This window comes from Mucilaginibacter sp. L196 (genome assembly GCF_009765905.1).
Lineage (GTDB): Bacteria > Bacteroidota > Bacteroidia > Sphingobacteriales > Sphingobacteriaceae > Mucilaginibacter.
On record NZ_LMUO01000019.1, the window covers coordinates 818,075 to 841,607 of the forward strand.

General features: G+C 39.3%; 25 protein-coding genes, 1 tRNA gene and 1 other RNA gene. 18 read left to right on the forward strand and 9 right to left on the reverse strand.

The window, feature by feature from the left end:
• Window positions 1–105: 105 nt before the first annotated feature.
• The 3 genes from GSQ74_RS19925 to GSQ74_RS19935 all read right to left on the reverse strand — a co-directional run bounded on the left by GSQ74_RS19925 (window position 106) and on the right by GSQ74_RS19935 (window position 3,098).
• A complete protein-coding gene (locus GSQ74_RS19925) occupies window positions 106–2,163 on the reverse strand; it encodes a M3 family metallopeptidase (protein WP_158995962.1) in 2,058 nt (685 codons plus the stop codon).
• Window positions 2,164–2,276: 113 nt separating this feature from the next.
• Window positions 2,277–2,375, reverse strand: an RNA gene (gene ffs, locus GSQ74_RS19930) — signal recognition particle sRNA small type.
• A gap of 96 nt (window positions 2,376–2,471) precedes the next feature.
• On the reverse strand, window positions 2,472–3,098 hold the full coding sequence (locus GSQ74_RS19935) for a 2'-5' RNA ligase family protein (protein ID WP_158995963.1): 627 nt from the start codon (window positions 3,096–3,098) through the stop codon (window positions 2,472–2,474).
• A 69-nt stretch (window positions 3,099–3,167) separates the two neighbouring features.
• Here GSQ74_RS19935 and dinB point away from each other — a divergent pair, with 69 nt between their 5' ends.
• Window positions 3,168–4,352, forward strand: a complete 1,185-nt coding sequence (gene dinB, locus GSQ74_RS19940) for a DNA polymerase IV (RefSeq protein ID WP_158995964.1) — start codon at window positions 3,168–3,170, stop codon at window positions 4,350–4,352.
• Between the two features lie 310 nt (window positions 4,353–4,662).
• Window positions 4,663–4,971 (forward strand): hypothetical protein, encoded by a 309-nt coding sequence (locus GSQ74_RS22805; RefSeq protein WP_254060934.1) that lies wholly within the window; start codon window positions 4,663–4,665, stop codon window positions 4,969–4,971.
• Window positions 4,972–5,070: 99 nt separating this feature from the next.
• Here the strand turns inward: GSQ74_RS22805 and GSQ74_RS19950 are convergent, their stop codons facing one another.
• The 3 genes from GSQ74_RS19950 to GSQ74_RS19960 are packed head-to-tail and all read right to left on the reverse strand — an operon-like array spanning window position 5,071 to window position 6,719.
• Window positions 5,071–5,661: a hypothetical protein gene (locus tag GSQ74_RS19950; RefSeq protein ID WP_158995965.1), complete on the reverse strand. Its 591-nt coding sequence runs from the start codon at window positions 5,659–5,661 to the stop codon at window positions 5,071–5,073.
• The gene (locus GSQ74_RS19955; protein ID WP_158995966.1) at window positions 5,648–6,145 is read right to left on the reverse strand and encodes an RNA polymerase sigma factor; all 498 of its coding nucleotides are present in this window, start codon (window positions 6,143–6,145) and stop codon (window positions 5,648–5,650) included. The genes GSQ74_RS19950 and GSQ74_RS19955 overlap by 14 nt, the downstream gene beginning before the upstream one ends.
• A gap of 46 nt (window positions 6,146–6,191) precedes the next feature.
• Window positions 6,192–6,719 carry a hypothetical protein gene (locus GSQ74_RS19960; RefSeq protein ID WP_158995967.1) on the reverse strand — a complete coding sequence of 176 codons (528 nt, stop codon included), beginning with the start codon at window positions 6,717–6,719 and terminating at the stop codon, window positions 6,192–6,194.
• Window positions 6,720–6,776: 57 nt separating this feature from the next.
• On the opposite strand from GSQ74_RS19960, the gene GSQ74_RS19965 reads away from it, so the two are divergent.
• The 4 genes from GSQ74_RS19965 to rpmA all read left to right on the forward strand — a co-directional run bounded on the left by GSQ74_RS19965 (window position 6,777) and on the right by rpmA (window position 9,570).
• Complete coding sequence (locus GSQ74_RS19965; protein ID WP_158995968.1) at window positions 6,777–8,180, forward strand: dicarboxylate/amino acid:cation symporter; 1,404 nt, start codon at window positions 6,777–6,779, stop codon at window positions 8,178–8,180.
• A gap of 28 nt (window positions 8,181–8,208) precedes the next feature.
• A complete protein-coding gene (locus GSQ74_RS19970) occupies window positions 8,209–8,721 on the forward strand; it encodes a hypothetical protein (RefSeq protein WP_158995969.1) in 513 nt (170 codons plus the stop codon).
• 65 nt (window positions 8,722–8,786) lie between these two features.
• Window positions 8,787–9,095 carry a 50S ribosomal protein L21 gene (gene rplU, locus GSQ74_RS19975; RefSeq protein WP_091374057.1) on the forward strand — a complete coding sequence of 103 codons (309 nt, stop codon included), beginning with the start codon at window positions 8,787–8,789 and terminating at the stop codon, window positions 9,093–9,095.
• Window positions 9,096–9,135: 40 nt separating this feature from the next.
• The gene (rpmA, locus tag GSQ74_RS19980) at window positions 9,136–9,570 is read left to right on the forward strand and encodes a 50S ribosomal protein L27 (RefSeq protein ID WP_158995970.1); all 435 of its coding nucleotides are present in this window, start codon (window positions 9,136–9,138) and stop codon (window positions 9,568–9,570) included.
• Window positions 9,571–9,771: 201 nt separating this feature from the next.
• Here rpmA and GSQ74_RS19985 read toward each other — a convergent pair whose 3' ends face one another.
• A complete protein-coding gene (locus tag GSQ74_RS19985; protein WP_158995971.1) occupies window positions 9,772–10,746 on the reverse strand; it encodes a polyprenyl synthetase family protein in 975 nt (324 codons plus the stop codon).
• A gap of 15 nt (window positions 10,747–10,761) precedes the next feature.
• The gene (gene rnr, locus GSQ74_RS19990) at window positions 10,762–12,897 is read right to left on the reverse strand and encodes a ribonuclease R (RefSeq protein WP_158995972.1); all 2,136 of its coding nucleotides are present in this window, start codon (window positions 12,895–12,897) and stop codon (window positions 10,762–10,764) included.
• Between the two features lie 332 nt (window positions 12,898–13,229).
• On the opposite strand from rnr, the gene GSQ74_RS19995 reads away from it, so the two are divergent.
• From GSQ74_RS19995 to GSQ74_RS20050, 12 genes are all read left to right on the forward strand, one after another.
• Window positions 13,230–13,303, forward strand: a tRNA-Pro gene (locus GSQ74_RS19995).
• A 287-nt stretch (window positions 13,304–13,590) separates the two neighbouring features.
• Window positions 13,591–14,820 (forward strand): site-specific integrase, encoded by a 1,230-nt coding sequence (locus GSQ74_RS20000; protein ID WP_158995973.1) that lies wholly within the window; start codon window positions 13,591–13,593, stop codon window positions 14,818–14,820.
• An 81-nt stretch (window positions 14,821–14,901) separates the two neighbouring features.
• Window positions 14,902–15,252, forward strand: a complete 351-nt coding sequence (locus GSQ74_RS20005; protein ID WP_158995974.1) for a type II toxin-antitoxin system RelE/ParE family toxin — start codon at window positions 14,902–14,904, stop codon at window positions 15,250–15,252.
• A complete protein-coding gene (locus GSQ74_RS20010; protein ID WP_112658519.1) occupies window positions 15,236–15,538 on the forward strand; it encodes a helix-turn-helix domain-containing protein in 303 nt (100 codons plus the stop codon). The genes GSQ74_RS20005 and GSQ74_RS20010 overlap by 17 nt, the downstream gene beginning before the upstream one ends.
• An 80-nt stretch (window positions 15,539–15,618) precedes the next feature.
• Window positions 15,619–16,380 carry a hypothetical protein gene (locus GSQ74_RS20015; RefSeq protein ID WP_158995975.1) on the forward strand — a complete coding sequence of 254 codons (762 nt, stop codon included), beginning with the start codon at window positions 15,619–15,621 and terminating at the stop codon, window positions 16,378–16,380.
• Window positions 16,381–16,543: 163 nt separating this feature from the next.
• The gene (locus GSQ74_RS20020; protein WP_158995976.1) at window positions 16,544–16,834 is read left to right on the forward strand and encodes an AlpA family transcriptional regulator; all 291 of its coding nucleotides are present in this window, start codon (window positions 16,544–16,546) and stop codon (window positions 16,832–16,834) included.
• Window positions 16,824–17,087, forward strand: coding sequence for a helix-turn-helix domain-containing protein (locus GSQ74_RS20025; RefSeq protein WP_158995977.1), 264 nt, complete (start codon window positions 16,824–16,826; stop codon window positions 17,085–17,087). The genes GSQ74_RS20020 and GSQ74_RS20025 overlap by 11 nt, the downstream gene beginning before the upstream one ends.
• 256 nt (window positions 17,088–17,343) lie before the next feature.
• Window positions 17,344–17,736, forward strand: a complete 393-nt coding sequence (locus tag GSQ74_RS20030) for a hypothetical protein (protein ID WP_158995978.1) — start codon at window positions 17,344–17,346, stop codon at window positions 17,734–17,736.
• A complete protein-coding gene (locus tag GSQ74_RS20035; protein ID WP_158995979.1) occupies window positions 17,717–18,667 on the forward strand; it encodes a relaxase/mobilization nuclease domain-containing protein in 951 nt (316 codons plus the stop codon). Before GSQ74_RS20030 ends, GSQ74_RS20035 begins: the two co-directional genes overlap by 20 nt.
• Before the next feature lie 40 nt (window positions 18,668–18,707).
• Window positions 18,708–19,352 carry a hypothetical protein gene (locus GSQ74_RS20040; RefSeq protein ID WP_158995980.1) on the forward strand — a complete coding sequence of 215 codons (645 nt, stop codon included), beginning with the start codon at window positions 18,708–18,710 and terminating at the stop codon, window positions 19,350–19,352.
• 292 nt (window positions 19,353–19,644) lie between these two features.
• Window positions 19,645–21,444, forward strand: coding sequence for a WG repeat-containing protein (locus tag GSQ74_RS20045; protein WP_158995981.1), 1,800 nt, complete (start codon window positions 19,645–19,647; stop codon window positions 21,442–21,444).
• A gap of 481 nt (window positions 21,445–21,925) precedes the next feature.
• Window positions 21,926–22,102 (forward strand): hypothetical protein, encoded by a 177-nt coding sequence (locus tag GSQ74_RS20050; RefSeq protein WP_158995982.1) that lies wholly within the window; start codon window positions 21,926–21,928, stop codon window positions 22,100–22,102.
• A 75-nt stretch (window positions 22,103–22,177) separates the two neighbouring features.
• Here GSQ74_RS20050 and GSQ74_RS20055 read toward each other — a convergent pair whose 3' ends face one another.
• Window positions 22,178–23,449: a glycoside hydrolase family 71/99-like protein gene (locus GSQ74_RS20055; protein WP_158995983.1), complete on the reverse strand. Its 1,272-nt coding sequence runs from the start codon at window positions 23,447–23,449 to the stop codon at window positions 22,178–22,180.
• Window positions 23,450–23,533 lie beyond the last annotated feature (84 nt).

Sequence of the window (23,533 nt, forward strand, 5' to 3'; positions counted from 1 at the left end):
TATCTTTATTTACCATCCTGTCATTCTGAGCGTAGCGAAGAATCTGTAAGTTGGTTTACGCAGTACAGATTCTTCGCTACGCTCAGAATGACAAGGGGTTATTATTTATTTTATACCCAATGATTTCAAGAATGCTGCCGAATTTGGCTCTCTTTCTAAAAAGTGCCTTAACATAGCCATTTCATCTTCCTGGGCACCTTCCTGCAATATTTCTTTACGGTATCTCACACCTGTTGCCTGATCAAGTACACCATGTTTTTCAAATATCGAGAAAATATCCTGCGCATAAACCTTAGACCATAAATAGCCATAATAATTTGCACCATAACTATTCAAATGCGTAAATCCGCAGATGAAATGACTTCCTTCCGGATAAGGGGTTTGGTTTAAAGTCCACAGGTCTTTTTCTACCTGGTCAATTCCTTTGTCTTTTATATTATTGTAACGATCTTCATAGGTAAAATCTAATTTCGCTAATGATACCTGCCTGATGTATTGAATGGCAACGCCGGCATTTTGTGCAGCCTTCATCTTATCGAATAACGATTTCGGCATAACTGCACCAGTTTTATAGTTTTTAGCAAAAAGCTTCAGGCAATCATAGTTCCAGCAAAAGTTCTCTAAAAATTGAGATGGTGCTTCAACAAAATCACCCTTTACTGCAAATGCATATTGTGAGCTTATTGCCGGGTGGCAAAGCAGGAAATGTATCAGGTGCCCAAACTCATGGAACATAGTGATCACATCTTCATGTTCTAATAACGATGGTTCTGTTGCCGTGCCTTCCGGGAAATTACATATTAGCGTACCAACAGGTAAAACCTCCTTGCCATTAGCTATGCGATATTGCGCGATAGGTGAGGTTTCAAAGTGAGTGTATTTATTAGGGCGAGGATAAAGATCAAGAAAGAATGTCCCCATCTTTTTGCCATCCATGTATAGTTCATATGATCTTACTTTGTCGTTCCAAACCGGTATGCCGTGAGTTTCATGTATGCTGATGTTGAACAGTTTTTGATATACAGTGAACATACCCTGTATGGTATTATTCATTTCGAAGTACTGTTTTACCTCGTCGGTGTTTAGCTTGTATTTGTTATCTAATAATTTTTTGCTGTAGAAAGCAATATCCCAGGGTTGTATGGTCGCAGTTTCATTCGGATTTTGTGCTTGTTTAATCTCTTTTAATTCGGCAAGTTCAGGGCCTACATGCGGAGTCAGCTTCGCTTGCAAATCATCAAGAAATGCCCATACAGTACTTGGTTTGCCAGCCATTTTTGTAACCAAAGCATACTCAGCATAAGTTTTATACCCCAGTTCATCAGCTAGCTTCTGGCGATAATGAAATAAGCTGTCCAACGCTGTCATATTTGCAGGATATGCACGGTTTTGATATTTTAAATACATGGTGTGGCGTGTGCTGCCCAAATTTGCCGATTGCATAATGTTTATATAATTAGGGCCATTAACCCTAACCATATATTTATCATTCGCTCTTTTCCATGGGGCTGTTATTTGCTCCGGCAGGCCATCAAGCTCTGCATGTGAAAATGCTACACTGTCTTTAAACTCAGCCAGATTTTTATCAAACTGATTGCCAAAGTCTATTATTTTATCGTTTATAACCTTTAACCTTTTGCGACCATCGGCATCCAGCTTCATGCCGTTTATCTCGAAATCAATAAGGTTTTCGTGTATAAATTTCTTTTGCGTTGCTGATAGCTGTTTCCCTACTGCCGATGATGCAAAAGATTTTAACGCTTTATATAACGGCTCATTTAAATACAGATCGCTGCCATAGGATGACAGTTTTTCCAATTGATTGTTAGCCTCGTTACGGGTAGCATCATCCTGATAAGTGGATGCGATAACGCTTAGCTTGGCACCCAGGTCTGTCAAGTCATAACTCAATTCGTCAAATCCCATTAAAGTATTGGCGACAGTTTTTTTACCTGCCGGGATAGCCACCAATTTATGGATGCGATAATCAGAAATCTTGATGATAGTTTCCGTTGCTTCTTTAATAGAAGCTGCATCTACCTTGTTAAAAGCGATGGGGCTGTTTGAGTGAATTAGCAATGGATTAGTTTGCATTGCGCTTTGCGCGATGACAGTACAGGGAAACAACAACAATAAAGTGCTGATTTTCTTAATGATGTGCATAATGATTCAGTTTAATGATTGCACAGCGAATATAAAGGTTTTGTTAAGAAAGGGAGAGGAGGCTATAGATATTTATTCGGTAGAGTTATAGCGAAATATCAGGGGAAACAAAAATGGGATAAGCTACTTTTATCGCGCCGCTCAACTCTCTACCCTTGCTGCGTTCCCACCCTGGGGGAGTTCAAGAGGAGCTGGCCGTAAAAGACTTATCCCGCCGCAAATATAGAAAAAGCGTTTGTTTGCAGTTAATAAATTGTTAAAATAGGGATAAGCCATTGATTTACATTTTAGTAAAATCAAAAACAATCTTAAAATAGACTGATCTGCTGGTCGTCAATATCTTTAATCGCCTTGCTTTCTTTCGTTTTTTTAACCCGCATCAGGTAATTATAATCAGCAATTCCTCTAAAACGGATTTCCTTAAAGGGTTTCCAGTGCTTATCTCCACCAAATGTTTCTCGCTGCAAAATGGTGAGGCGATCAATTTCAAAATCATCATCCCATTGTCTGTCTTTAAATTTAGGCCAAAGCTTTTTGGCAAGCACATTGGGTATTTGCCGGGCGATGGTAATATGCGGCACAGCTTTGTTCTCGTTAAGGCTCTTTCTTATTCGCTTAAACCAGTCTTCCATTTCGGGTGTTGACTTGATAACTGCATAAATGGTAGTGAAATCAGTTGGTAAAAATGTCGCGAAGCCATTAATTTGTAAAGTCATGGGTTCTATTAATGATAGTTCTTTTTCCAGCTGGTCAAATAATGGCTCTGCCCAATGAGCTTTCTGGCGGTGCAAATTTTTTAAGGTGAGGTGAGCCTTGCTGTGCATGCTTTCAAACTCGCCGATCAACCGCACACTTGCCTGTTTAAATTTCTTCACTTGCGCATTGATGTTCTCCGGAGGCGAGAGTAATATCATATAATCTTTGTAGTCACTCATGATGAATAATTTAAATCAAAATTGCTAAAAATATTAGTAATATTGTAAATATTTATTTATCTTTGTTAGGTGGGTAGCAAGCGATATATAGTACACATTGACCTTGATTCGTTCTTTGTTTCAGTGGAGCGATTGTTTGATCCATCGCTAATCGGTAAGCCGGTAATAATTGGAGGTTCGTCAGATCGTGGGGTGGTGGCGTCATGCAGTTATGAAACACGAAAGTTTGGGGTGCACTCGGCGATGCCCACCCGACAAGCTTTAAAATTATGCCCCGATGCAATCGTGATACATGGCAATCACGTACGCTACTCCGAGGCTTCGGCACAAGTCACAAAGATTATTGATGAAACGGTGCCACTTTATCAAAAATCATCGGTAGATGAGTTCTACATCGATCTAACCGGGACTGATCGTTTCTATGATCCTTACAAACTGGCATCGCAGCTGCGCCAGCGTATAATTAAGGAAACTCAATTGCCCATTTCATTCGGTATGGCATCAGGCAAAACAATCGCTAAAATGGCTACCAATTACGCCAAGCCAAACGGACAGCTTTTTGTGCCGCATGGCAAAGAAATGGAGTTTCTAGCGCCTTTATCCATATCAAAAATCCCCGGCCTTGGCGAAAGCACCGCAGCTAAGCTTTATCAATATGGAATTGAAAAGATTGGTGACCTGCAGCGGGTAGAGTTGCGCTTTTTGGAAACAGTTTTCGGTAAGGCAGGCAGATGGATTTGGGAGAAGGCTAGGGGCATTGATTACAGCGAGATCGTGCCTCACTCAGATAGAAAATCCATATCTACAGAACACACTTTTAATACCAACGTATCAGATGTACGTACACTGGAAACCATCATCACCTCTATGACGGAAGAATTGGCAGGCAAACTGCGCAGGGAAAATAAATTAGCATCCTGCCTTGCTATAAAGATCCGTTATGGCAATTTTGAAACGCATACCCAGCAGCAAAAAATACCACTAACAGCGGCAGAGCATATTTTAATACCAGGGATAAAAAATCTGTTTAAAAATGCATGGAACCAACACCGGGAAATAAGGTTAATAGGAGTTAGGCTAAGTCAGCTTTGCACGGGAAGCTACCAAATAAATTTGTTTGAAGATAATGAGCAGCGCATCAGGCTTTATCAGGCTATGGACAAGATCAACTTTAAATTTGGCGACAAAACCGTGTGCCGGGCCGTCGGAATGGAAATCGGAACGCGGAATTTCAACCCGTTTTTAAAGGATTAAGGAGCTGTCGCGAGTTTAGCGCAGCGTAACTCGTGACAAGTATTGCTAAAGCTTTCAGCTTAAACTGAAAATATTAATTAAAATGAGTAGTAATTATAAGTTTCACAACAAAGAAGGACTATATTTTGTAACCTTTTCAGTTAAGTTATAAGATGGATAGACGTTTTTACTAGAAGGCAATACAAAGATATTTTAGTTGATAGTATCAATTATTGCATAGCTAATAAGGGGCTTGAATTATATGCCTGGGTTATTATGAGTAATCATGTTCATATGATTAAACAAACCGATGCCTGACATTTTAAGAGATATGAAAAGGCACACCTCAAAAACGCTTGTTAAAGCCATTGCTGAAAATATACAAGAAAGCAGGAGAGATTGGTTGTTGTGGTTTTTTGAACGGGAAGGCAAAGCTAATCCCAATAACGAACAATATCAGTTTTGGCAACAAGGTAATCATCCAATTGAATTGTGGAGTAATAACGTTATCGACCAAAAGATGGATTACATCCACAACAACCCGGTTAAGGCTGGTTGGGTTGATGAACCCGCTCACTATTTATATAGCAGTGCAAGGGATTATGCCGGTGATAAGGGGTTAATTGATATTATAATATAGAATAAATATATGAGTAAGCTGGAAGCTTACTTCATGCAATGTCACGAGTTACGCTGCGCTAAACTCGCGACAGCAATACGAGAAATTTCAAAAGACTGCCTATTCAAATTGCCCTTGCAATCTTTCCAGTTTTTCAATAATTAGGTTGAGTTTTTCTTCCTCGTTTTTAAAAATCCGTTTTTTGTAGTAGAAGGTTAAAAACATGATCCATACAAAAGTTAAGCCGTATACCAGAACCTTGTACAAAATAGTAGAATTACGCAGCACTTCCACAAAATAAAGAGACAGTCCCAGGCTAATTAACAATACATACAGGTAATAGAACCAACCGGCAACTTTTGCCCTGTTTTTTTGATATTCTTTTAAGTCTTGTAAATAATCAGTTGGGTTAACCGTAGAATCCCGCTTATTCAATATCCGGTAATTGCGAATAATCAGGATAGAATACAATAACATGGTTATGAGCATAATAGTAATACCCACATAAGTTAACCACGATTGGAATACAAAAAAGAATAATATTAAAAATGTTAAAGCCAGCACAGCCCCCATCGCCACAATACCCCAGTATAGTTGGCTGGTGATACTTCTTATTCCTTTTTTTACTTGCCTCAGCACCTCGTCAACCGAAAGCTGATCCTGCTTTGGCTGCGCTTGCCAAACCGACATTAAGTGATCAAAGTCTTTCATATTGATTATATAATTCTGTCAACTTTTGTTTAATACGATGAATTTTTACCCTGAGATTTCCTTCCGATATTCCCGATACGTCTGCTATTTCAGGGTAAGGCACTTCATCAAGCACCAATGTTATAATAATTCTTTCCGATTCTTCCAGTTTAGATATACACTTGTATAGCAAAGCAACCTGCTCATTCTTCTCCGAGAATTCCTCCCTTCGTGTTTCTGCCAGTTGTGGTGTAAGTTCTTCCTTACCCTGGCGCTTCTCCGTTCGAAGGTAAGTTAAACAGGTGTTCACAGCAATCCTGTATATCCATGTCGATATCAGTGCCTGATTACGGAACTTATCTAAATTTTGCCAAACTTTTAAAAAGGTCTCCTGTAAAAGGTCATTCGCAGCATCATCATCCCCCGTGTATCCATAGCATAAGTGGAATATTTTTTTTGAATTAGCTTCAAAAATCTTCTTAAACGCTAGTTCTTTAGTATCCACTTATTATTAATAGTTTTTATGTTTAGATGTAGCAACCTGGTATATGTTACAAAACATAATTATGTTTATCAAACCAAGCGAATTTCTTCTCCGCTTCTTCAAGCATCGTGTTAAATTCCTGATTGTGTTCAAATTGCAAATCTTCGTGCAACTTAGCAATAAGCGCCCTGATTTTAATAACCTGTCTAATTAAAATTAAACGCAACGGTTTGTACAATACCTTTCTATCCGTATAGTTGATATAGTTATTGCAAAAGTTCATCAACAAGTCTATCTCCGCCTCTTTTGATCCGGTGAATTTGGTATATTTACTCAGCAAGCGCAATATCTTACGCATACTTTTAGCAGCATTATAGCTATGCACCGGCAACTGACTAAACATAAAACCCGCTTCGGCTTTTACTTTTTCCAGGAATGCGGTTTCATTATCGGCCTCAAATAATAAATAGGCCATTAGTTCCTTATTCTCTTTTTTATAACGAGCCAGCCGCAGGCATAACTCAGTAATTTGCTCAGGTGGCAAATGCTGAATTTCCTTTTTGATGTCCTGTAATCCGTAGACTGTTATGCTCATGTTATATATTTCAGCAAAGTAACTAAATTTTGTAGTTTTGCGCCCTCATTAAGGTAAATGCAAAAAAGCAAACTGACGCTATATATATTTATTGCTCTAATTTTAGGGGTGATAGCCGGCTATATATATAACGTAAATGTTATCGGCAATATCAATAGCAAAATTAGTACCGCAGATGCTGCGATAAAAAGTATTAGCACACGTTTACTTACGGTAAAGGATACCACAACCGCAGAATATAAATTGCTTAAGCTTGCAAAAACTACACAAGTAACAATCCGTAGTACCAATGATTCCTTACGGGACGATAAACTGGAGGGTTTTACCATTTTGAGCGACATTTTTTTAAGGTTGATCAAAATGATCGTCGGCCCGCTGATCTTTACCACCCTGGTAGTTGGCGTTGCTAAATTGGGGGATATTAACGCAGTCGGCAGAATAGGTGGCAAAACATTACTATGGTTTTTAAGCGCGACCTTAGTATCATTATTGCTGGGAATGTTATTAGTTAACTTTTTTGAACCGGGTACAGAAATGCACCTCGTACTACCTGATAGCCATTTGGGTACTGATATAAAAGCGACCGGAGTCACGCTGAAAGATTTTATAAGTCATGTAGTGCCCCGGAGTTTCTTTGAGGCGATGGCTAATAACGAGGTACTGCAAATTGTAGTGTTCTCTTTATTTTTTGGTATCGCGACAGCAGCAATAGGCGATACGGGGCACATCGTTATAAAAGCAATGGATGCTATAGCGCATGTTATTTTTAAGATAACAGGGTATATAATGCTATTAGCGCCGTTAGCTGTTTTTGGTGCCATAACCGCTGTGGTTGCCAAACAGGGCCTAGGTGTACTGTCAACCTATGCAATATTTATTGGCGAGTTTTATTTTTCGCTATTTATATTATGGTTGATTATAATTTTAGCAGGATTCTTTGTGCTGCGAACCCGCGTGTTTAATTTGGTTAACCGTATTAAGGATGCCATGTTGGTGGCCTTCGGTACCTCAACCAGCGAAGCCGCGTATCCTAAATTACTATTGGAGCTTGAACAGTTTGGCTGTAACAGCAAAATTGTGAGCTTTGTATTACCATTAGGCTATTCTTTTAATTTGGATGGCTCCATGATGTATATGACCTTTGCATCGGTGTTTTTAGCCCAGGCGTATGGTATTCATCTGTCGTTTATTCATGAAATTACCATGTTGCTGATATTGATGCTTACGAGTAAGGGTATGGCTGGTATTCCGCGGGCATCACTGGTGGTAATTGCCGGTACTATCTCCATGTTTAATATTCCAGAAGCTGGCCTGGCACTATTACTAGGTATTGATCCGTTGTTAGATATGGGGCGCTCAGCAACAAATGTATTGGGGAATGCCATGGCAACCGCCGTGGTAAGCAAGTGGGAGGGAGAGCTAACCACAAGTGATCTGGAATTGAATAATGAAGCAGCATAAATTAATTGCAAATAATAGAATACTATAAATGAATAAGAAAGTAAAAACAGCATTCCTGATATTGAGTATTGCGCTGCCCTTTTTAATATACTGTGTATATTATTATTCCATGATGATAGGCAATGCACCATATAAATTCAGCGAGTTTAAATCCATCGTATTTCAGTACGGAACAGATGATAGTCTGGTTAACAAATGGGATTCCAGAACCGGCGAATACCAATACCTGAACAGTCATGATTCATTGGTTAAAAAGCATTTGCATATTCGTAACGATGATTTATTATACCTGCACCGTAAAGCAGCTGAATTAGGTTTCTGGAACTTCCCAAATAGAGAAATTAATGATTCCTTAAAGGCAAAAGGGATAAAGTCTACACACTATTACATCCAGTTTAATTATGCTCGTAAGAGTAAAACGGTGATGTTTGATGATGGTTTTGACGGCGACCCTAAACTGAAAGATGCCAACGAGCAAATGATCAAAGTAATTGAAAAGGTTTTGGCTGATGAAGAGAATAGGGAAATAAGTTTAAAATAGGTTTTATTTTTAAATATAAACTCCTATATTTGCACCTCGAATTTTAAAACAATAATTAACAAACAATGTACGCAATAGTAAGTATAGCCGGACAGCAATTTAAAGTTGCAAAAGACCAGCAGATCTTTGTACACAGATTACAAGGTGATGAAGGCGCTAGTATTGAATTTGACAATGTGTTGTTAGCAGAAAATGAAGGTAAATTCAAATTAGGTTCTGATTTGAAAAGCGCTAAAGTTTCAGCTAAGATCGTGTCTCATTTAAAAGGTGATAAAGTAATTATCTTCAAAAAGAAAAGAAGAAAGGGTTACAAAAAGAAAAACGGTCACCGCCAACAATTCACCAAGATAGAGATCACAGGTATAACATTATAATTAACGGGGGTTGCTTGCAACTCCATAAAAGATATTAAAAATGGCACACAAAAAAGGGGCTGGTAGTTCAAGAAACGGCCGTGAGTCGCATAGCAAACGCTTAGGTATCAAAATTTTCGGTGGTCAGCCAGCAATCGCAGGTAACATCATCGTTCGTCAGCGTGGTACCAAACACAACCCAGGATTAAACGTAGGTATCGGTCGTGACCATACATTATTCGCTTTAACCGAAGGTGTTGTAACTTTCAAAAAGAAAGCTGATAATCGTTCATACGTATCAGTATTACCTTTTGCAGTTGAACCGGTTGCTGAAGTAGCAGCACCTGCTCCAAAAGCGAAAGTTGAGCCTAAAGTAGTAGCAGCACCAGTTGCTGAAGCTCCTGTAGCTGAAGAAGCGGCTCCAAAAAAGAAAGCAGCACCAAAAGCTAAAAAAGCTGATGCCGCTGAAGAAACAGAAGCTCCTGCTGCTGAGTAATTAGCAACAAGCATAAAATATTAAAGCCCTGATCTGAAAAGATTGGGGCTTTTTTGTTGGAGAAGTTGTAAATGTAAAACTACGTCATTGCGAGGAACGAAGCAATCGCGAATTATGCAAGGCTGCCTTTCTACTTGCGATTGCTTCGTACCTTACAGCAATGACATGGCTATAAACTGAAGCTAGTGGAAGTTATACCAGTTAATTTTCTCTCACCAACAACCCATCTGCAAAATCCTGCAAATATTGTTTATGTTCTTTAGGTAGATTTATTTTCTCAAGTGCTTCAAAAGCTTTATCCGCATAAGTTTGCATGGCTGTATCAGCATGCTGCCTTATGTCAAGCTCATTGTAAACATTGGTTACACCGGCTACCTTTTCATTGTTGGCTAAATGGGTAGCATTTAATAAAGCGTTCAGTTCCACGGCCAGTTCACCCTCAGCTAATTCAAGTGCTTTGATCAGGAGATAGGTTTTTTTGTTTGATATAATATCGCCACCAACCTGTTTGCCAAATTTTTCCGGGTCGCCGTATACATCCAATATATCATCCTGTAATTGGAATGCTATGCCTAACTGCACACCAAATTCACTCAGTAAATCAGCATCAACTTGTGACGCGCCACCAATTAATGCGCCAATTTTCAGTGCGCCACCAAGCACTACAGCGGTTTTTAGGCGAATCATATTGATGTATTCCTCAATGTTAACCACGCTGCGTGTTTCAAACTCCATATCAATCTGCTGGCCTTCACAAACGCCAACGGCAGTATTGTTAAAAATATCAAGCACCTGGCGCAACAAATGATCATCTACCTGCATCATCAGCTTATAACCCTCTATCAGCATTACATCTCCTGATAGAATCGCTACATTCCTGTTCCAGCGTTCGTGTACGGTAGTTTTACCACGGCGCAAAGGGGCATTATCCATAATGTCATCATGCATTAAGGTGAAATTATGAAATACCTCGATGGCCAATGCAGGCGGAATAGCTTTATTAATATCGCCGCCAAACAACTCGCAGGCCATTAGTAATAGGGCAGGGCGCATTCGTTTTCCGCCTATCGATAGAATATAGGATAGTGGCTCGTATAATTGTTCAGGATATTTAGGATACGATATTTTATCAACAGCGTTACTTATAATCGCCTGCAGATCGCTTAATTCAGTCATGTAATATGATATAAATTAGTCTTGAACTAATGAGAAATCTATTTGTTTTTTGGTAAGATCAACATTTTTAACCCGTATTGTCACCTCGTCGCCAAGTTGGTAAACCTTCTTTTTACGCTGACCAATAATGGCATAGTTTTTCTCATCTAAGGTATAAAAGTCATCCGAGATATCGCGTAAGCGTATCATGCCTTCGCATTTATTTTCGATGATCTCTACATACATGCCCCATTCGGTAACACCGGAGATAACGCCGCTAAACACATTACCAACCTGATCGCGTAAATACTCAGCCTGTTTGTATTTAACGGATGCACGTTCTGCATCTGCGGCTTTCTTTTCCATTTGCGAGCTATGCTTGCACAGCTCCTCGTAATGTTCAGCATTGGCAGACTGGCCTCCATTCAAATAGTGAAATAAAAGCCTGTGCACCATTACATCGGGATAACGGCGAATAGGAGAGGTGAAGTGTGTATAATGATCAAACGCCAAACCGTAATGGCTTGATGTTTTGGTGGTATATATAGCTTTAGCCATAGAGCGTATAGCTAATTGCGTAAGCACATTCTGCTCCTTTTTGCCCTCCACATCCTCCATCAAAAAGTTAAGCGACTTGGCGGTCTCTTTATCCGATTTGGTGTTGATCTTGTAACCAAAACGTTCAGCAAACTTTGCAAAGTTCGCTAAGGATTCCGGTTTAGGAGAGTCGTGCGCACGGTAAACAAAGGTGTATTTATGTTTTCCTTTACCTAATTTGCTTACATATTCGGCAACTTTGCGATTAGCCAATAGCATAAAGTCCTCAATCAATTTATGCGCGTCTTTACGTTCTTTTACATATACACCGGTAGGTTTGCCAGTTGCATCCAGCATAAACTTAACCTCGGTGGTTTCAAAACTGATAGCACCATTTTTAAACTTACGTGCCCTTAAAATGTAAGCCAATTCATTCAGCTTTAATATTTCATCAACATGATCGCCTGCTTTAGCTTCGATGATTTCCTGTACTTCCTCGTAAGTAAAGCGCCTGTCGGAGTGAATAATAGTTTTGCCGTACCATTCTGTAATAATATGCGCTTCTTCATTCATCTCAAAAACGGCCGAGAAACAAAGTTTATCTTCTTTAGGCCTCAATGAACACAATCCGTTTGAAAGTCGCTCAGGAAGCATGGGAATCACTCTGTCTACCAAATAGACCGACGTGGCTCTATCCAGTGCTTCTTTATCTAAAGCAGAATCGGGGATGATATAATGTGATACGTCTGCAATGTGAACACCAATCTCATAATTGCCATTTTCCAACCTTTTAAAGGATATGGCATCATCAAAATCCTTCGCATCAAAGGGGTCAATGGTAAAAGTTAAAATATCGCGAAAATCTCGTCTTTTAGCTATTTCTTGTTCGGTAATAACTTCAGGAATTTCTTCGGCTTCATGTTCAACCTCGGCAGGGAAGGATAGCGGGAACCCGTACTCAGCTAAGATAGCATTCATCTCGGTGTCATTCTCGCCCTGTGCCCCTAAGATGTGTTTTATCCGGCCTATAGGGTTTTTAGCGTCACTTGGCCAATCTGTAATCTCTGCTACTGCTTTAATACCATTTTTAGCCCCGTTTAACTGATTCATCGGGATGAAAATGTCATGCATCATTTTGCGGTCATCCGGCACGAAGAAAGCAAAACGCTCACTTAGTTTCAAAATACCAGTAAATTCAGTTTTAGCCCGTTGGATGATCTCGATTACTTCACCTTCTTTGTGCTTGCCTTTACTTTTAGCGTAAACATATACCTTAACCCGATCGCCGTTTAACGCGTTGCGTAATTTACGGGGAGCAACAAAAATATCGCTCTCAAACTCGTCGTCGGTTACTATAAATGCGGAACCATCATTGGTTAGGTCTACTTTTCCTTCTATAAAAGTTTTTAACTCTAGTAGCTGAAATTTACCTGGAGAAAGTTCTTTTAATACGCCGCTAAATGCTTCATCTTTTAATATTTCAAATATGATTTCGCGCGATTCAGGATCGCGAACGTTTAATTTTGCAGATACTTGTTTATAGTTGAGTGGTGTATTTCCATTCTGTTCAAACACATCCAGTACCATTTGAGTTAGTACCAGCTTGATTGAAGAGTTGTTTTTCTTTTTAGACATCAGTTAAACTTTGAACACAAAGATAGTTAATACTGATTAGAGTTTTTGATTAACGTAGAGTGGGAATAAATAAGTAATTCCCCATTTTTTAATTAAAAAAAACAAAATCGAGTGTAATTTCTGTTGATAATCGCTTTTATAAGTGCCTCCAGAAAAAATATTTTAATTTTTTTACAACCACATTGAGGAAGTATTTTATTCCATTTTGTTGTGACAGAGGGATTTACTTGAATGGTTTTTTTTGCCTGTTTCTAACGATCGGATCAATTTTAAAATTCTTTGAAAAAAAGATTTGCATCAATAATTTTAAATTCTACCTTTGCATTCCCTTTCGGGATGTAGCGTAGCCCGGTATCGCGCCACATTTGGGATGTGGAGGCCGCAGGTTCGAATCCTGCCATCCCGACTAAAGCGATACCAATCGAAGTCGAAAACCCGCAAATCACACTGATTTGCGGGTTTTTTGTTTTAATTCCCACCAAAAAACACCAATCAATATCAAGGAAGATGTGAGCAATTGCGTGAGTGATTTTAGTTTTTTAAATTCGCTCACAGATAAGGGTATAAGTAATTGATTATCAATTTATTATATCATTTATTTTGATTGCTTTTGATGGGTTTTACCCGCTGTTATTGTGAGTAAAATTCATCACCTGCGTCAAGGATTATCAAGTAAAATTAAAATGAATTGATATGAGGAGCAGTAACACATTTGGTATTCAGTTTGTAATCAGACTACCCAAACAACAAAAAAACGATCAGGCCACCGTATTTGCGCGTATTTCGGTAAATGGCAGAAGATGCGAAATCTCGCTAAAGAAAAAAGTCAACCCGCAAAATTGGGATGAGGCAAAAGGAAAAGCAAGGGGGACAAAAGACGAAATCCGCAAACTCAATGAGCATATAGAACGGGTGCGTACCTTAATTGCCGATGGTTATCATGAATTAGTGCAACAGAAAAAAGTTGTTACTGTTGATGCCGTTAAGTCCCTGTTCATTGGTGCAGATGATAACGAAATCACTTTGATTAAGCTTGGTGAGTACCATAACACGGAAATGAAAGATAAACTGGCTGATGGTACAATGAAAAACTATTATACCACGCAAAAGTATATCGCTAAGTTTTTAAAGGATAAATATCACAGAAACGACATAAGCCTGGCCGAACTGAACTACAAATTTATCCTGGACTTTGAAACATTCTTAAGCAAGCATCAACCGAAAGACCATCAAAAACCATTGCATAACAATGGTATCATGAAGCACATCGAAAGGCTTTGTAAAATGGTCAATATGGCTGTTACTATGGATTGGCTTACAAAAGACCCCTTTGCTAAATACAAACAGCATTTTGATAAGGTAGAGCGTTTTTATTTGACTAAGGAAGAACTATCAGCCATTGAAAAGAAAAAGTTCACTATAGAGCGTTTACAGGTGGTCAAAGACCTTTTTCTTTTTAGCTGTTACACTGGCTTGGCTTACATCGATACGATGAACCTGACCGCCGGAAACATCGTTAAAGGCATAGATGGCAACGATTGGCTAATCACCAGCAGACAGAAAACCGATACCGATGTACGTATCCCGTTACTACCACAAGCAGAGGAATTGATAAAGAAGTATCAAGACCATCCGAAAGCTGTTAATCACGGTACCTTATTCCCGGTAATCTCCAATCAAAAGACTAACGCTTATCTCAAAGAGATAGCCGACCTATGTAATATTAACAAAGCGATCACCTTTCACATAGCAAGGCATACATTTGCTACTACCGTAACCTTAAGCAATGGTGTGCCGATTGAATCAGTAAGTAAAATGCTTGGACATACTACGATACGCTCCACGCAAGTATATGCTAAGGTAGTGGAGCAAAAACTTAGCGAGGATATGCAGAACCTGAAAAAGCGAATGGCTAACCAGTAATTTCAATTAAATAAGAGAGAGAATATATTATTAAATCAAAAGTTGCCGAAAATGGCAACTTTATTTATATTTGTATAAGTTATGAGCGCAAGTATCAAATTTAGAACCATAACGATCTATAAGCAATATTTTCCGGAGTTCTTATCTAAACAACGACAGAAAGTTAAAGATAAGATCATCTGGACGTTTAAACTGATCGAGGAAGTACAGCATGTACCTGAAACCTATTTAAAGCATTTGGAGGGTACAGCAGGATTGTTTGAAATAAGGGTGCAATCGGGCAATGATATTTTTAGGATATTTTGCTTTTTTGACGAGGGAAAATTAATTGTATTGGCTAACGGGTTTCAAAAAAAGACACAAAAGACACCCAAACAGGAAATAGAAAAGGCATTAAAAATAAAAGAGTTATATCATGAAGAAAAACGATAATCTAATTACACTGGACGACTTTATAGTTAAAGAGTACGGCCATAAAGGAACACCTAAGCGGGAAGAATTTGAACAAGGCTATGAAGAATTTAAATTAGGTGTATTAATTCACGAAGCCCGCAAGGCTAAAGGGTTAACACAAACCGAATTGGCTGATAAATGCGGGACAACCAAAGCCTATATATCCAAAGTGGAAAATGATGTACAGGATGTACGGGTGGCTACTTTAAGAAAGATCATTGAAGTAGGATTAGGTGGACATCTTGAACTGTCTATTAAATTGTAAGCTGCTCCATATAAGGTAGTTTAAACACTTTTAAAGATTATAGGTTACATTATATGTTTTCACAATCTAAACATATAATTATGCCCAATAAGTATTTCAAACCACACGAACGCTTTGATCGTAACCCACATAAGTATGATATTGGCATATTTACCGGGTTAAAAAAAGGCTATGAAGATAATCTTTTCATCAAAAAATTATTTACCCTGATTGAACAGGAATACCCCGATTATTACCAATACCACTTATCCTATTTCTTAGGCAAGGAGCCGCAGGGTGAACAGGAGTTTTTTACATTCGTTTGGCAGATCGTTTTAATACGCATTCGATACATTGAAACCAAAGATCCGTTTAATTCAAGCCATGCTACCGACATGGAGTTATTGGCTAAACTAACGACCTTTCAAAAGTATCTCCGTTCTATCGACCAGTGGAATACCCAAAAAACATTACCCGAAATTATTGCCGACCAACAGGAAGAAATCAGAAAACAACAAGTACAAATTGCCGAATTAAAAGAAGATTTAAAGGCCGCAAGGAAACTGGAAACACAGGAGTTTATCAATATAGCGGACGGTTACCTGTTAAGCTTCATAGATATTTGTCTGCAAGCACAAGAAGCCCTATTGCCGGACACTGGCAAAGAACTCGTTTTCTCGCAAACGCAGATCGTATGGAGTAAGATGATTGCCAAGTACTTCAAAGAAGGTAACAATGAGATCAGTTTGGAAACTTTACGCCGCTATTTTCCGGGAAATAAGAAAGACCCAGGCATCAAATACGCCAAAGTTCCACCGGAATTAAAGCTATTTAAACTCACACCTGCCAAAAAGCGGAGTTAAAACTCGCACAACTTAACCTAACTAATCATACCATCCTTAGCTTCATAACAGCTTAAATTACAATCACATACAAGCTTGCCTTAGCTTGCTATAAACACCCTCAATTTAACCACGCAAATCTGCGTGGTCATGCGTGCGCTGGTTTTTTATTTTCATTTGCGGCATGGATTTAATCAACCAAGAAGCCCTAAGCCGGTGTATCAGGGATGCAGTCAGGGCAGAATTACAGGAACATTTTAAAGCGGTCGGCAGCCATCCGCCGCAGGATGAACGGCTATTATCCAAACAAGAACTGTCCGAAGAATTAGGCGTGTCGTTAGTAACGCTTACTGACTGGATGAAAAAGGGGTTACCCTTTTTGCGCCTACACAAACGGGTGTATTTCAAAAAAAGCGAGGTGCTCGCAATCATGCAACAAAAAACTAAAGAGCAAGGAGGAAAAGATGAACGTTGAATTAATCACAAGGGAAGACTTAAAGCAATTTAAAAACGAGATGCTAACCGAGATGAAGCATCTCTTAAAACCGGGTCAGGGACAAAGTAAACAATGGCTGAAAAGCTATGAGGTCAGGAAGCTATTAAATATTTCGCCCGGAACGCTACAGAATTTAAGGGTTAACGGAACACTCCGTTATACCAAGATCGGTGGCCTGCTATATTACAAGTTAGAGGACATAGAAAAACTTTTGGAGGGCGACAGCAAGTAAGATTAGCGGCACAAATCCGAAGCGGAGCTTTGGGTTGAGCGGGGCGAAAACCATACCGCAAAGCGGTATAGATGTATATCGGTATATACGGCCAAAGGCCGTTTACCTATCCATCTGCTAAGAAGAAGCAAGTTTGTGTTTTTGGTACCCAAAAACTCCGTTGCAGCCTACGGCTGAACGGCAAACTTGCTTTTTGCTCCCGATGGTCGCAAAAAGGGAAACTAAAAAAGTGATGGGATAAGATAGATTGAAACGTATGGAAAAGACCGAAAAATTATCGGTGAGAACGGATAGGCCGAAGCACAAAGGCGGCAGGCCAAAAGTAAAAGTGAGGCGCGAAACGCATGTTAAAATCAGGCTAACCGCTACGGAACGTTTTATGATTGAAACGAAAGCCAAAGACGCAGGTATGCGTCTTAGCGACTGGATAAGGGCGGCGGCAAAAGCCGCAAAAGTAATGGCACGTTTAAAGCCGGAAGATTTACAGATCATGCGAATGCTCGCAGGTTTAGCCAACAATCTGAACCAGTTAACGAAGCTCGCTCACCGGGATGGCATCTTAACGATTGCCAATAAATGCGGTAATCTTCTGATTGAAATAGACCAGGCATTAAAATATTTTAACAGCGATGATCGGCAAGATACCTAAACCCGGCAAAAGTTTCGGCGGCTGCATCGAGTATAACGTACTGAAAAAAGAGGCGGCCATACTTTATGCGGATGGCGTACGCATCGATAAGGTAGCACACACCATTGCCGACTTTAATATGCAGCGCAAGATGAACCCCGGCTTAGGTCAGGCAGTAGGCCATATTTCGTTAAGCTGGAGCCCCGAGGATAAGGAAAGATTAAACGATGAAAAAATGGTCAGCATTGCCAAAGAGTATCTGCAAAGAATGAAAATACAGGACACACAGTTACTGATCGTTAAGCATAAAGACCGGGCGCACCCCCATATCCATATCGTTTATAACCGGGTCGATAATGTAGGCAAAACCATTCCTGATAATTTCCAGCACCTGAAAAATATTAAGGTAAGCAAAGAGCTTACTTTAAATCACGGAATGCACATAGGGCAGGGCAAGGAAAAGGTTAACCGTCAGCAGCTAAAAGGTATTGCCAAGTTGAAGTATGAATTATACGACACCATTAAAGCGATAAGCCGAAAGGTTACCAGTATGGCAGAGCTTAAACAGGAATTGTTAAAGCAGGGTATCGGTATGCAGTTCAAATACAAAAGCGGCACATTGGAGAAACAGGGTATCAGCTTCAGTAAAGGTGACTATAAATTCAAAGGGTCAGAGATTGACCGCAGTTTAAGCTATGGCAGGTTAAGCAAGCAGATCGAGCAGCAAGCGCAACAGAAACAGGCAGAGGAAAACCGCCCATCATTAGCGCAGCAGTTAAGGGAAGTAATAAACAAAGAGCCGGTTAAAGAGCAATCCGGCCACCATTCTGCAATTGATTTGTTTGGCCGCATCCCGATCATTACACCGGAACCGGAACCCGACCCATACCGCAGACGAAAAAGAAAGGGTCAGAGTAATGATCAAGACCAAAGCCAGGGCATTAGCAGGTAGTAAGTAATAATATTAATGAACAACAAAAAGTAGTAAAGACATGGAAACACACGAAGAAAATAACATGCAACAGGAGATCATAGATAGTATGGCTAAAAAGGTTACAGACCTTGAAAAAAGACAGTCTAAAATTGAAGAGCTTGGTCTAAATGCCTTACCATCAAAAGTTAAGGAACTGGAAACTAAGGTAACGGAAACAGCCGAAATGAAAACGTTGGAAAATACCCAACAATTAGAACGTTTTGACAAACAACTGAATGGGTTTGATGAAAAGATAAATGCTATACCTAAAGAGATACCCGTTAAGTATAATGTTCAGTTTGATACTAAAGCAAAATTTGTTATCAGGACGATTTTAGGTTTAGGGCTTGCCACTGCCATTATGCTTGCCATCTCGATAAGTTTATGGATTGAGAACAGCCGCAGGGCTGATGAAACGAACAAGTTCCTTATTGTAAGGGGCTTTTATCCCGATGTGGCAAAAGCCATTGATACCGCCTATGTAACTAATGCAGACTTCCTGATTAAAAAGGCAAAGGCTAATATTGATGAACAACAAACCATGTCAGAAGCCGCGTTCGAAGCAAAACAGGCCGCCGAAGAAAGCAAGTTGGCGAATGATAAGCTTAAAAAATTAAAAGGAAAAGCCGAAACAACAGGTAAACAGAAACGCAAAAAACAATAGCAGTAAGCATTTAAAGGACCGTTTCTATTGGGGCCTGTGCAAGCCAGGCCGGGACAACCCAATTCCGGTAATTAACATTAGCCGGTGCGCCCGGCCAGTCGCCAGATTGATGTTAAAGCCGCACAGTCCGGCACACGGCCAAAGCTTTAACATCAATCCGGCGATCAGTTTCGTGCCGTCTATTTTTGTTTACAAACAGAATTTATATGCAATACCATTTGATGCAGTATATATGTCTATCAGTACAAGCCCATGGATAACGAGATTAAATAATATTCGCTAATTTTAACGCATGACCCGTCAGATCAAAATACAAACTAAAATTACTGGTAGATTAATTCTCATACATGTTTTATTATCGTTATTTCCGGCTTGTATCAACTCTTCTTCCAAAAGCGAGAAAGATAGTCGCAATGAAAAAAATCCGAAAAACAAAATTGAAACTATTGAAAAAGCAACCTCACAGGTTGCAGTCAGCGTTATTGCCGAACAAGATCCGAATGGTATTTTTTGGGGGTTAAGAGATACTGCAACTGGCAAATTGGTCTTAGGTTACACCTTTGAAAAGATTTGGAACTTTAAAAATGGATTCGCCACAGTTCTATTAAACGGTAAGTATGGACTAATAAATAAATATGGAAAAGTAGTTGTCGAACCTAATTACGACTCTCCTGAAAAAATGGATGTCAAATGCGGATGTGTTGCATTTGAAGTTGGCTACGGACCAATCGTTATTATCGACACCAACGGAAAATCTGTCGTGCCGATGACTAGCGGAATAACAGGAATCTTGCCTTGCCAGAAGCGCATTACTATGGGAGACGACAAGTTTGGAATGATAAATTTTAACAATGATACGATCTTGCCTTTTAAATTCAGGGAGGCGCATTTACTTCCCGAAGGATTCTGTGTTGCATCTAAATTTGATAGCTCTCCTGATGATAATTTATATGGCCTATATGATCTCAATGGAAAACAAGTTCTTCCTCATGCGTTTGAAATGATTGATGGTTTTTATTGTGGACGCGCTCTCGTTAAGAAAAAAGGAAAATATGGTGTGATCGATGAAACCGGAAAAGAACTTTTCTATACTGATTATGGGCGTATTGACAGATTTACCAATGGTTACGCACTAATTTACACAAACCCAAAAGATGGTGAAATAAAGGTTGGAGTAATAAATAAGAACGGAAAAGTGGTGGTACCTGCAATTTATCAATGGCTTGAAAATGTCTATAACTTCAGTGATGGACTGGCAGCAATGGCTCAGAACCGAAAATATGGCTTTGTCGACACTACCGGGAGAATTGTTGTGCAGTTTAACTATGACAAGGTAGAATCTTTTAGAAACAATATTGCTAAAGTTTGGGTTGGCTGGCAACACGTGGGCTACATTAATAATAACGGAAAAGAAATTATTTCTCCAAACTTCGAAGCGCTAGACCAAGCAAATCTTAGAAGATATTATGACAAATTTATTATCGGTTTAAAGGACTCTTTACAACATGTTTTCGATTATTCAGGAAAAGAGATCGTTGTTTTAAATTATAAAACAATCAATGAATTCAATAAAAATGAAAAGTCTTTTATTGTGTCAATCAATAACAAATTTGGGGTATTAGACTCAAATTTTCGGATCAAAATTCCGATCAAATACGAGTCTCTTGAAATGATTTTTCCTGATAAAATTGCAGCTCGGGAACAAGGGAAAATTGGCTTCATAAATCAGGCAGGAAAATTACTATATAGCTTCGGATATGATTCTATAAATCCAATTCAGGATGACAATGTAAATGCATACGAAAATGGCTTAGCTGAGGTTGGAATAAAAGGAAAAAAAGGACTGATCAATAGTTATGGCAAAGTTATTATTCCAGTTATATACGACAAAATTGAGAGCTTTTCTCATAGTTTGGCGGTAGTTAAGCGAAACGGTAAATATGGTTTTGTGAATTTTAGAGGCAAAGAGGTAATACCGGCAATTTATAACAAAGCAGATTCGTATGATGGATACTCAGCAAAAGTTACTTTAAAAGGAAAAGCTTTTCAAGTTAACAGTTCAGGAAAGAGAGTAGAAGAAGATACCGATTAATTGCAATTCGACCCTTAAACCGAAATTATTATAAATTATTGTTGTGTAACTTAAAAACAGATTGTTAAATTTGTATCAATCGCTGTTAAAGATTATGTGAGCAAAACAGTGAGTAGTTCTAAAAAGTCTCCATCAAGTTATTGATATATAGTTATTTGCGGAAAGGATTAATCGTCCTGCCATCCCGACGATACCATTCAAAGCCTGTAGATCAATGATTTACAGGCTTTGTTGTTTTATTCAGCCCAATTCATTCAAGTTATATCAAGGAAAATGTGCCCTATTCGGTGCCCTTAGTTTATCATTTATATTGGGAGCGTAAATGGTATATTAAGCATTTGATAGACAGTTGATTATTTAGTTTATTTGGATGGTTTTTAGTGCCCTTTGAAGCACCCTTAAAAACCTGGTAAATTGCCTCCACTGCAAAAGCCGCTAAAGACCACCAATCTGATGCTATTGTAACTTAATAATTGACATTATGAAAACAGCTAACAACACCTTTGGCGTTAGCATTACCCGCCGAGAGGCGGCCGATCCCTCCATTGTTTTATATAAGAACAAGTACTGGCCGTTTACATCCAACAAAAAGATTATTGATTTTCGGATGATATGCTTAACTGACAGTTTGTTAAGCCCGCAGGCTTGCCGGGATTAATAAACTGTTTAATTGCACAAAAAAGCCGCGAGATCAATTTGACCCGGCGGCTTTTTTCATAGGTAGAAATGTTTATTACAATTCCGGTTTTGTTGGCCGTGTTGCCGTAAACGGTATTTGGCCCTTAAACATTTTGGCGCCATCGCCTGTTAATCTCATATAATAATCTGATGAGCAAGGTGTACCATCTTCATCAAGCGACAAAAAACCTGAGCCTGCAGGTACAAATTGTTGGCTTTCGGCTGTTGGGGCTATCTGGTTGCTTTCATTATACTCGTCGAACATGGAAATGTAAAGGCCTTGGGCTCCGGCTTTTGTCATATTGTAAAACTGCCTCCACATAAAATCGCCGTGCACCCTTTGGCGGGCGCTCAGGTCGCCTGGTAATACGCATGGCTGATAGTCGATGCCATTGTCGCGGCAATATACTTCATCGGGCTGGTTTGTGTTTGAATAAAAGCCATCAGAATCATTGGCATTGGCAATTCTTCCAACCATCCATGGTGAGAGCATATCAAAAGCATTATAAGCACTGATGAAATTAGGGTAGGAGTCACTATTCTGATCTCGCCAATGCGTTGGCACACCGCCAATAACGTAACAGCCTTGGCTTTTAAACCATTTGATCACAGCGATACAGGTTGCTGCAGTAAAATTGTGGTTACCATCGTTAAAACCAAAGCCCCAGATACACACTACCGGTTTGCCATTTTGTTTGGCATACTGCGGGGATGAAGTAAGCGCCGACATTTTGTTTGTCCAGTCGGCTTCCATTTCAGTAGCCATATTTGTCCAACCGCTTACATCATACATAATGTAAAACTTAACACCATTGTTTTCGGCAGCTATTTTTACCTTAGCGGCCATGGCATCGCGTATAGGCCCTTCAATGCCGCTTGGGTTAAAGCGTTGCAAGGCAGCACCATCAATGCCATACTCTTTCATCCATTGAAACTGAATATTAACAGTTTGATCGCTAAAAGATGAAAACACGTTTGCCGGCGAGCCATTATTCAAATTGGGATATTGGGTTGGATAGGTGCTGGTATAATCGCGCACGTCAGGCCACGACGTAATACCTGTGTTGGTAGGCGATGGTTCCTGTGCCCAGTTCTGCGTCCAATGCCAGTATTCGTTAATAGGCGATCCATCGCCTATTGCGGCAAACCATCCCTGGTAACCCACAATAACTTTACCTACCACATCTCCTACAGACGATTGAGTACGAACAACTGTGGTATCCGTATTGGTGGGATGTGACGTAGGACTGCTTTTCTTTGAACAGCTACTTATTATCACGGGTAACAGCGCTATAAGTAACAACGCATTCATTTCTCTTATTCTCATATTCTTTAGTATTGATATGGTTAATAGGTTAATAACTGAGATATAGATATCATTAAGGGTATTATTAATTATAAAATGAAAAGT

What these genes read in the sequence shown, in the direction of transcription:
- GSQ74_RS22805 (WP_254060934.1), top strand. Translation starts at nt 4,663, where the DNA reads ATGAAAAGGCACACCTCAAAAACGCTTGTTAAAGCCATTGCTGAAAAT.
- GSQ74_RS20040 (WP_158995980.1), top strand. Translation starts at nt 18,708, where the DNA reads ATGGAAACACACGAAGAAAATAACATGCAACAGGAGATCATAGATAGT.
- GSQ74_RS19950 (WP_158995965.1), bottom strand. Translation starts at nt 5,661, where the DNA reads ATGAAAGACTTTGATCACTTAATGTCGGTTTGGCAAGCGCAGCCAAAG.
- GSQ74_RS20045 (WP_158995981.1), top strand. Translation starts at nt 19,645, where the DNA reads ATGACCCGTCAGATCAAAATACAAACTAAAATTACTGGTAGATTAATT.
- GSQ74_RS20030 (WP_158995978.1), top strand. Translation starts at nt 17,344, where the DNA reads ATGGAAAAGACCGAAAAATTATCGGTGAGAACGGATAGGCCGAAGCAC.
- GSQ74_RS19985 (WP_158995971.1), bottom strand. Translation starts at nt 10,746, where the DNA reads ATGACTGAATTAAGCGATCTGCAGGCGATTATAAGTAACGCTGTTGAT.
- GSQ74_RS20050 (WP_158995982.1), top strand. Translation starts at nt 21,926, where the DNA reads ATGAAAACAGCTAACAACACCTTTGGCGTTAGCATTACCCGCCGAGAG.
- GSQ74_RS20035 (WP_158995979.1), top strand. Translation starts at nt 17,717, where the DNA reads ATGATCGGCAAGATACCTAAACCCGGCAAAAGTTTCGGCGGCTGCATC.
- GSQ74_RS20005 (WP_158995974.1), top strand. Translation starts at nt 14,902, where the DNA reads ATGAGCGCAAGTATCAAATTTAGAACCATAACGATCTATAAGCAATAT.
- GSQ74_RS20015 (WP_158995975.1), top strand. Translation starts at nt 15,619, where the DNA reads ATGCCCAATAAGTATTTCAAACCACACGAACGCTTTGATCGTAACCCA.
- rplU (WP_091374057.1), top strand. Translation starts at nt 8,787, where the DNA reads ATGTACGCAATAGTAAGTATAGCCGGACAGCAATTTAAAGTTGCAAAA.
- GSQ74_RS20020 (WP_158995976.1), top strand. Translation starts at nt 16,544, where the DNA reads ATGGATTTAATCAACCAAGAAGCCCTAAGCCGGTGTATCAGGGATGCA.
- GSQ74_RS19960 (WP_158995967.1), bottom strand. Translation starts at nt 6,719, where the DNA reads ATGAGCATAACAGTCTACGGATTACAGGACATCAAAAAGGAAATTCAG.
- GSQ74_RS20000 (WP_158995973.1), top strand. Translation starts at nt 13,591, where the DNA reads ATGAGGAGCAGTAACACATTTGGTATTCAGTTTGTAATCAGACTACCC.
- rpmA (WP_158995970.1), top strand. Translation starts at nt 9,136, where the DNA reads ATGGCACACAAAAAAGGGGCTGGTAGTTCAAGAAACGGCCGTGAGTCG.
- GSQ74_RS20010 (WP_112658519.1), top strand. Translation starts at nt 15,236, where the DNA reads ATGAAGAAAAACGATAATCTAATTACACTGGACGACTTTATAGTTAAA.
- GSQ74_RS19935 (WP_158995963.1), bottom strand. Translation starts at nt 3,098, where the DNA reads ATGAGTGACTACAAAGATTATATGATATTACTCTCGCCTCCGGAGAAC.
- GSQ74_RS19970 (WP_158995969.1), top strand. Translation starts at nt 8,209, where the DNA reads ATGAATAAGAAAGTAAAAACAGCATTCCTGATATTGAGTATTGCGCTG.
- GSQ74_RS20055 (WP_158995983.1), bottom strand. Translation starts at nt 23,449, where the DNA reads ATGAGAATAAGAGAAATGAATGCGTTGTTACTTATAGCGCTGTTACCC.
- rnr (WP_158995972.1), bottom strand. Translation starts at nt 12,897, where the DNA reads ATGTCTAAAAAGAAAAACAACTCTTCAATCAAGCTGGTACTAACTCAA.
- GSQ74_RS19925 (WP_158995962.1), bottom strand. Translation starts at nt 2,163, where the DNA reads ATGCACATCATTAAGAAAATCAGCACTTTATTGTTGTTGTTTCCCTGT.
- GSQ74_RS19965 (WP_158995968.1), top strand. Translation starts at nt 6,777, where the DNA reads ATGCAAAAAAGCAAACTGACGCTATATATATTTATTGCTCTAATTTTA.
- GSQ74_RS20025 (WP_158995977.1), top strand. Translation starts at nt 16,824, where the DNA reads ATGAACGTTGAATTAATCACAAGGGAAGACTTAAAGCAATTTAAAAAC.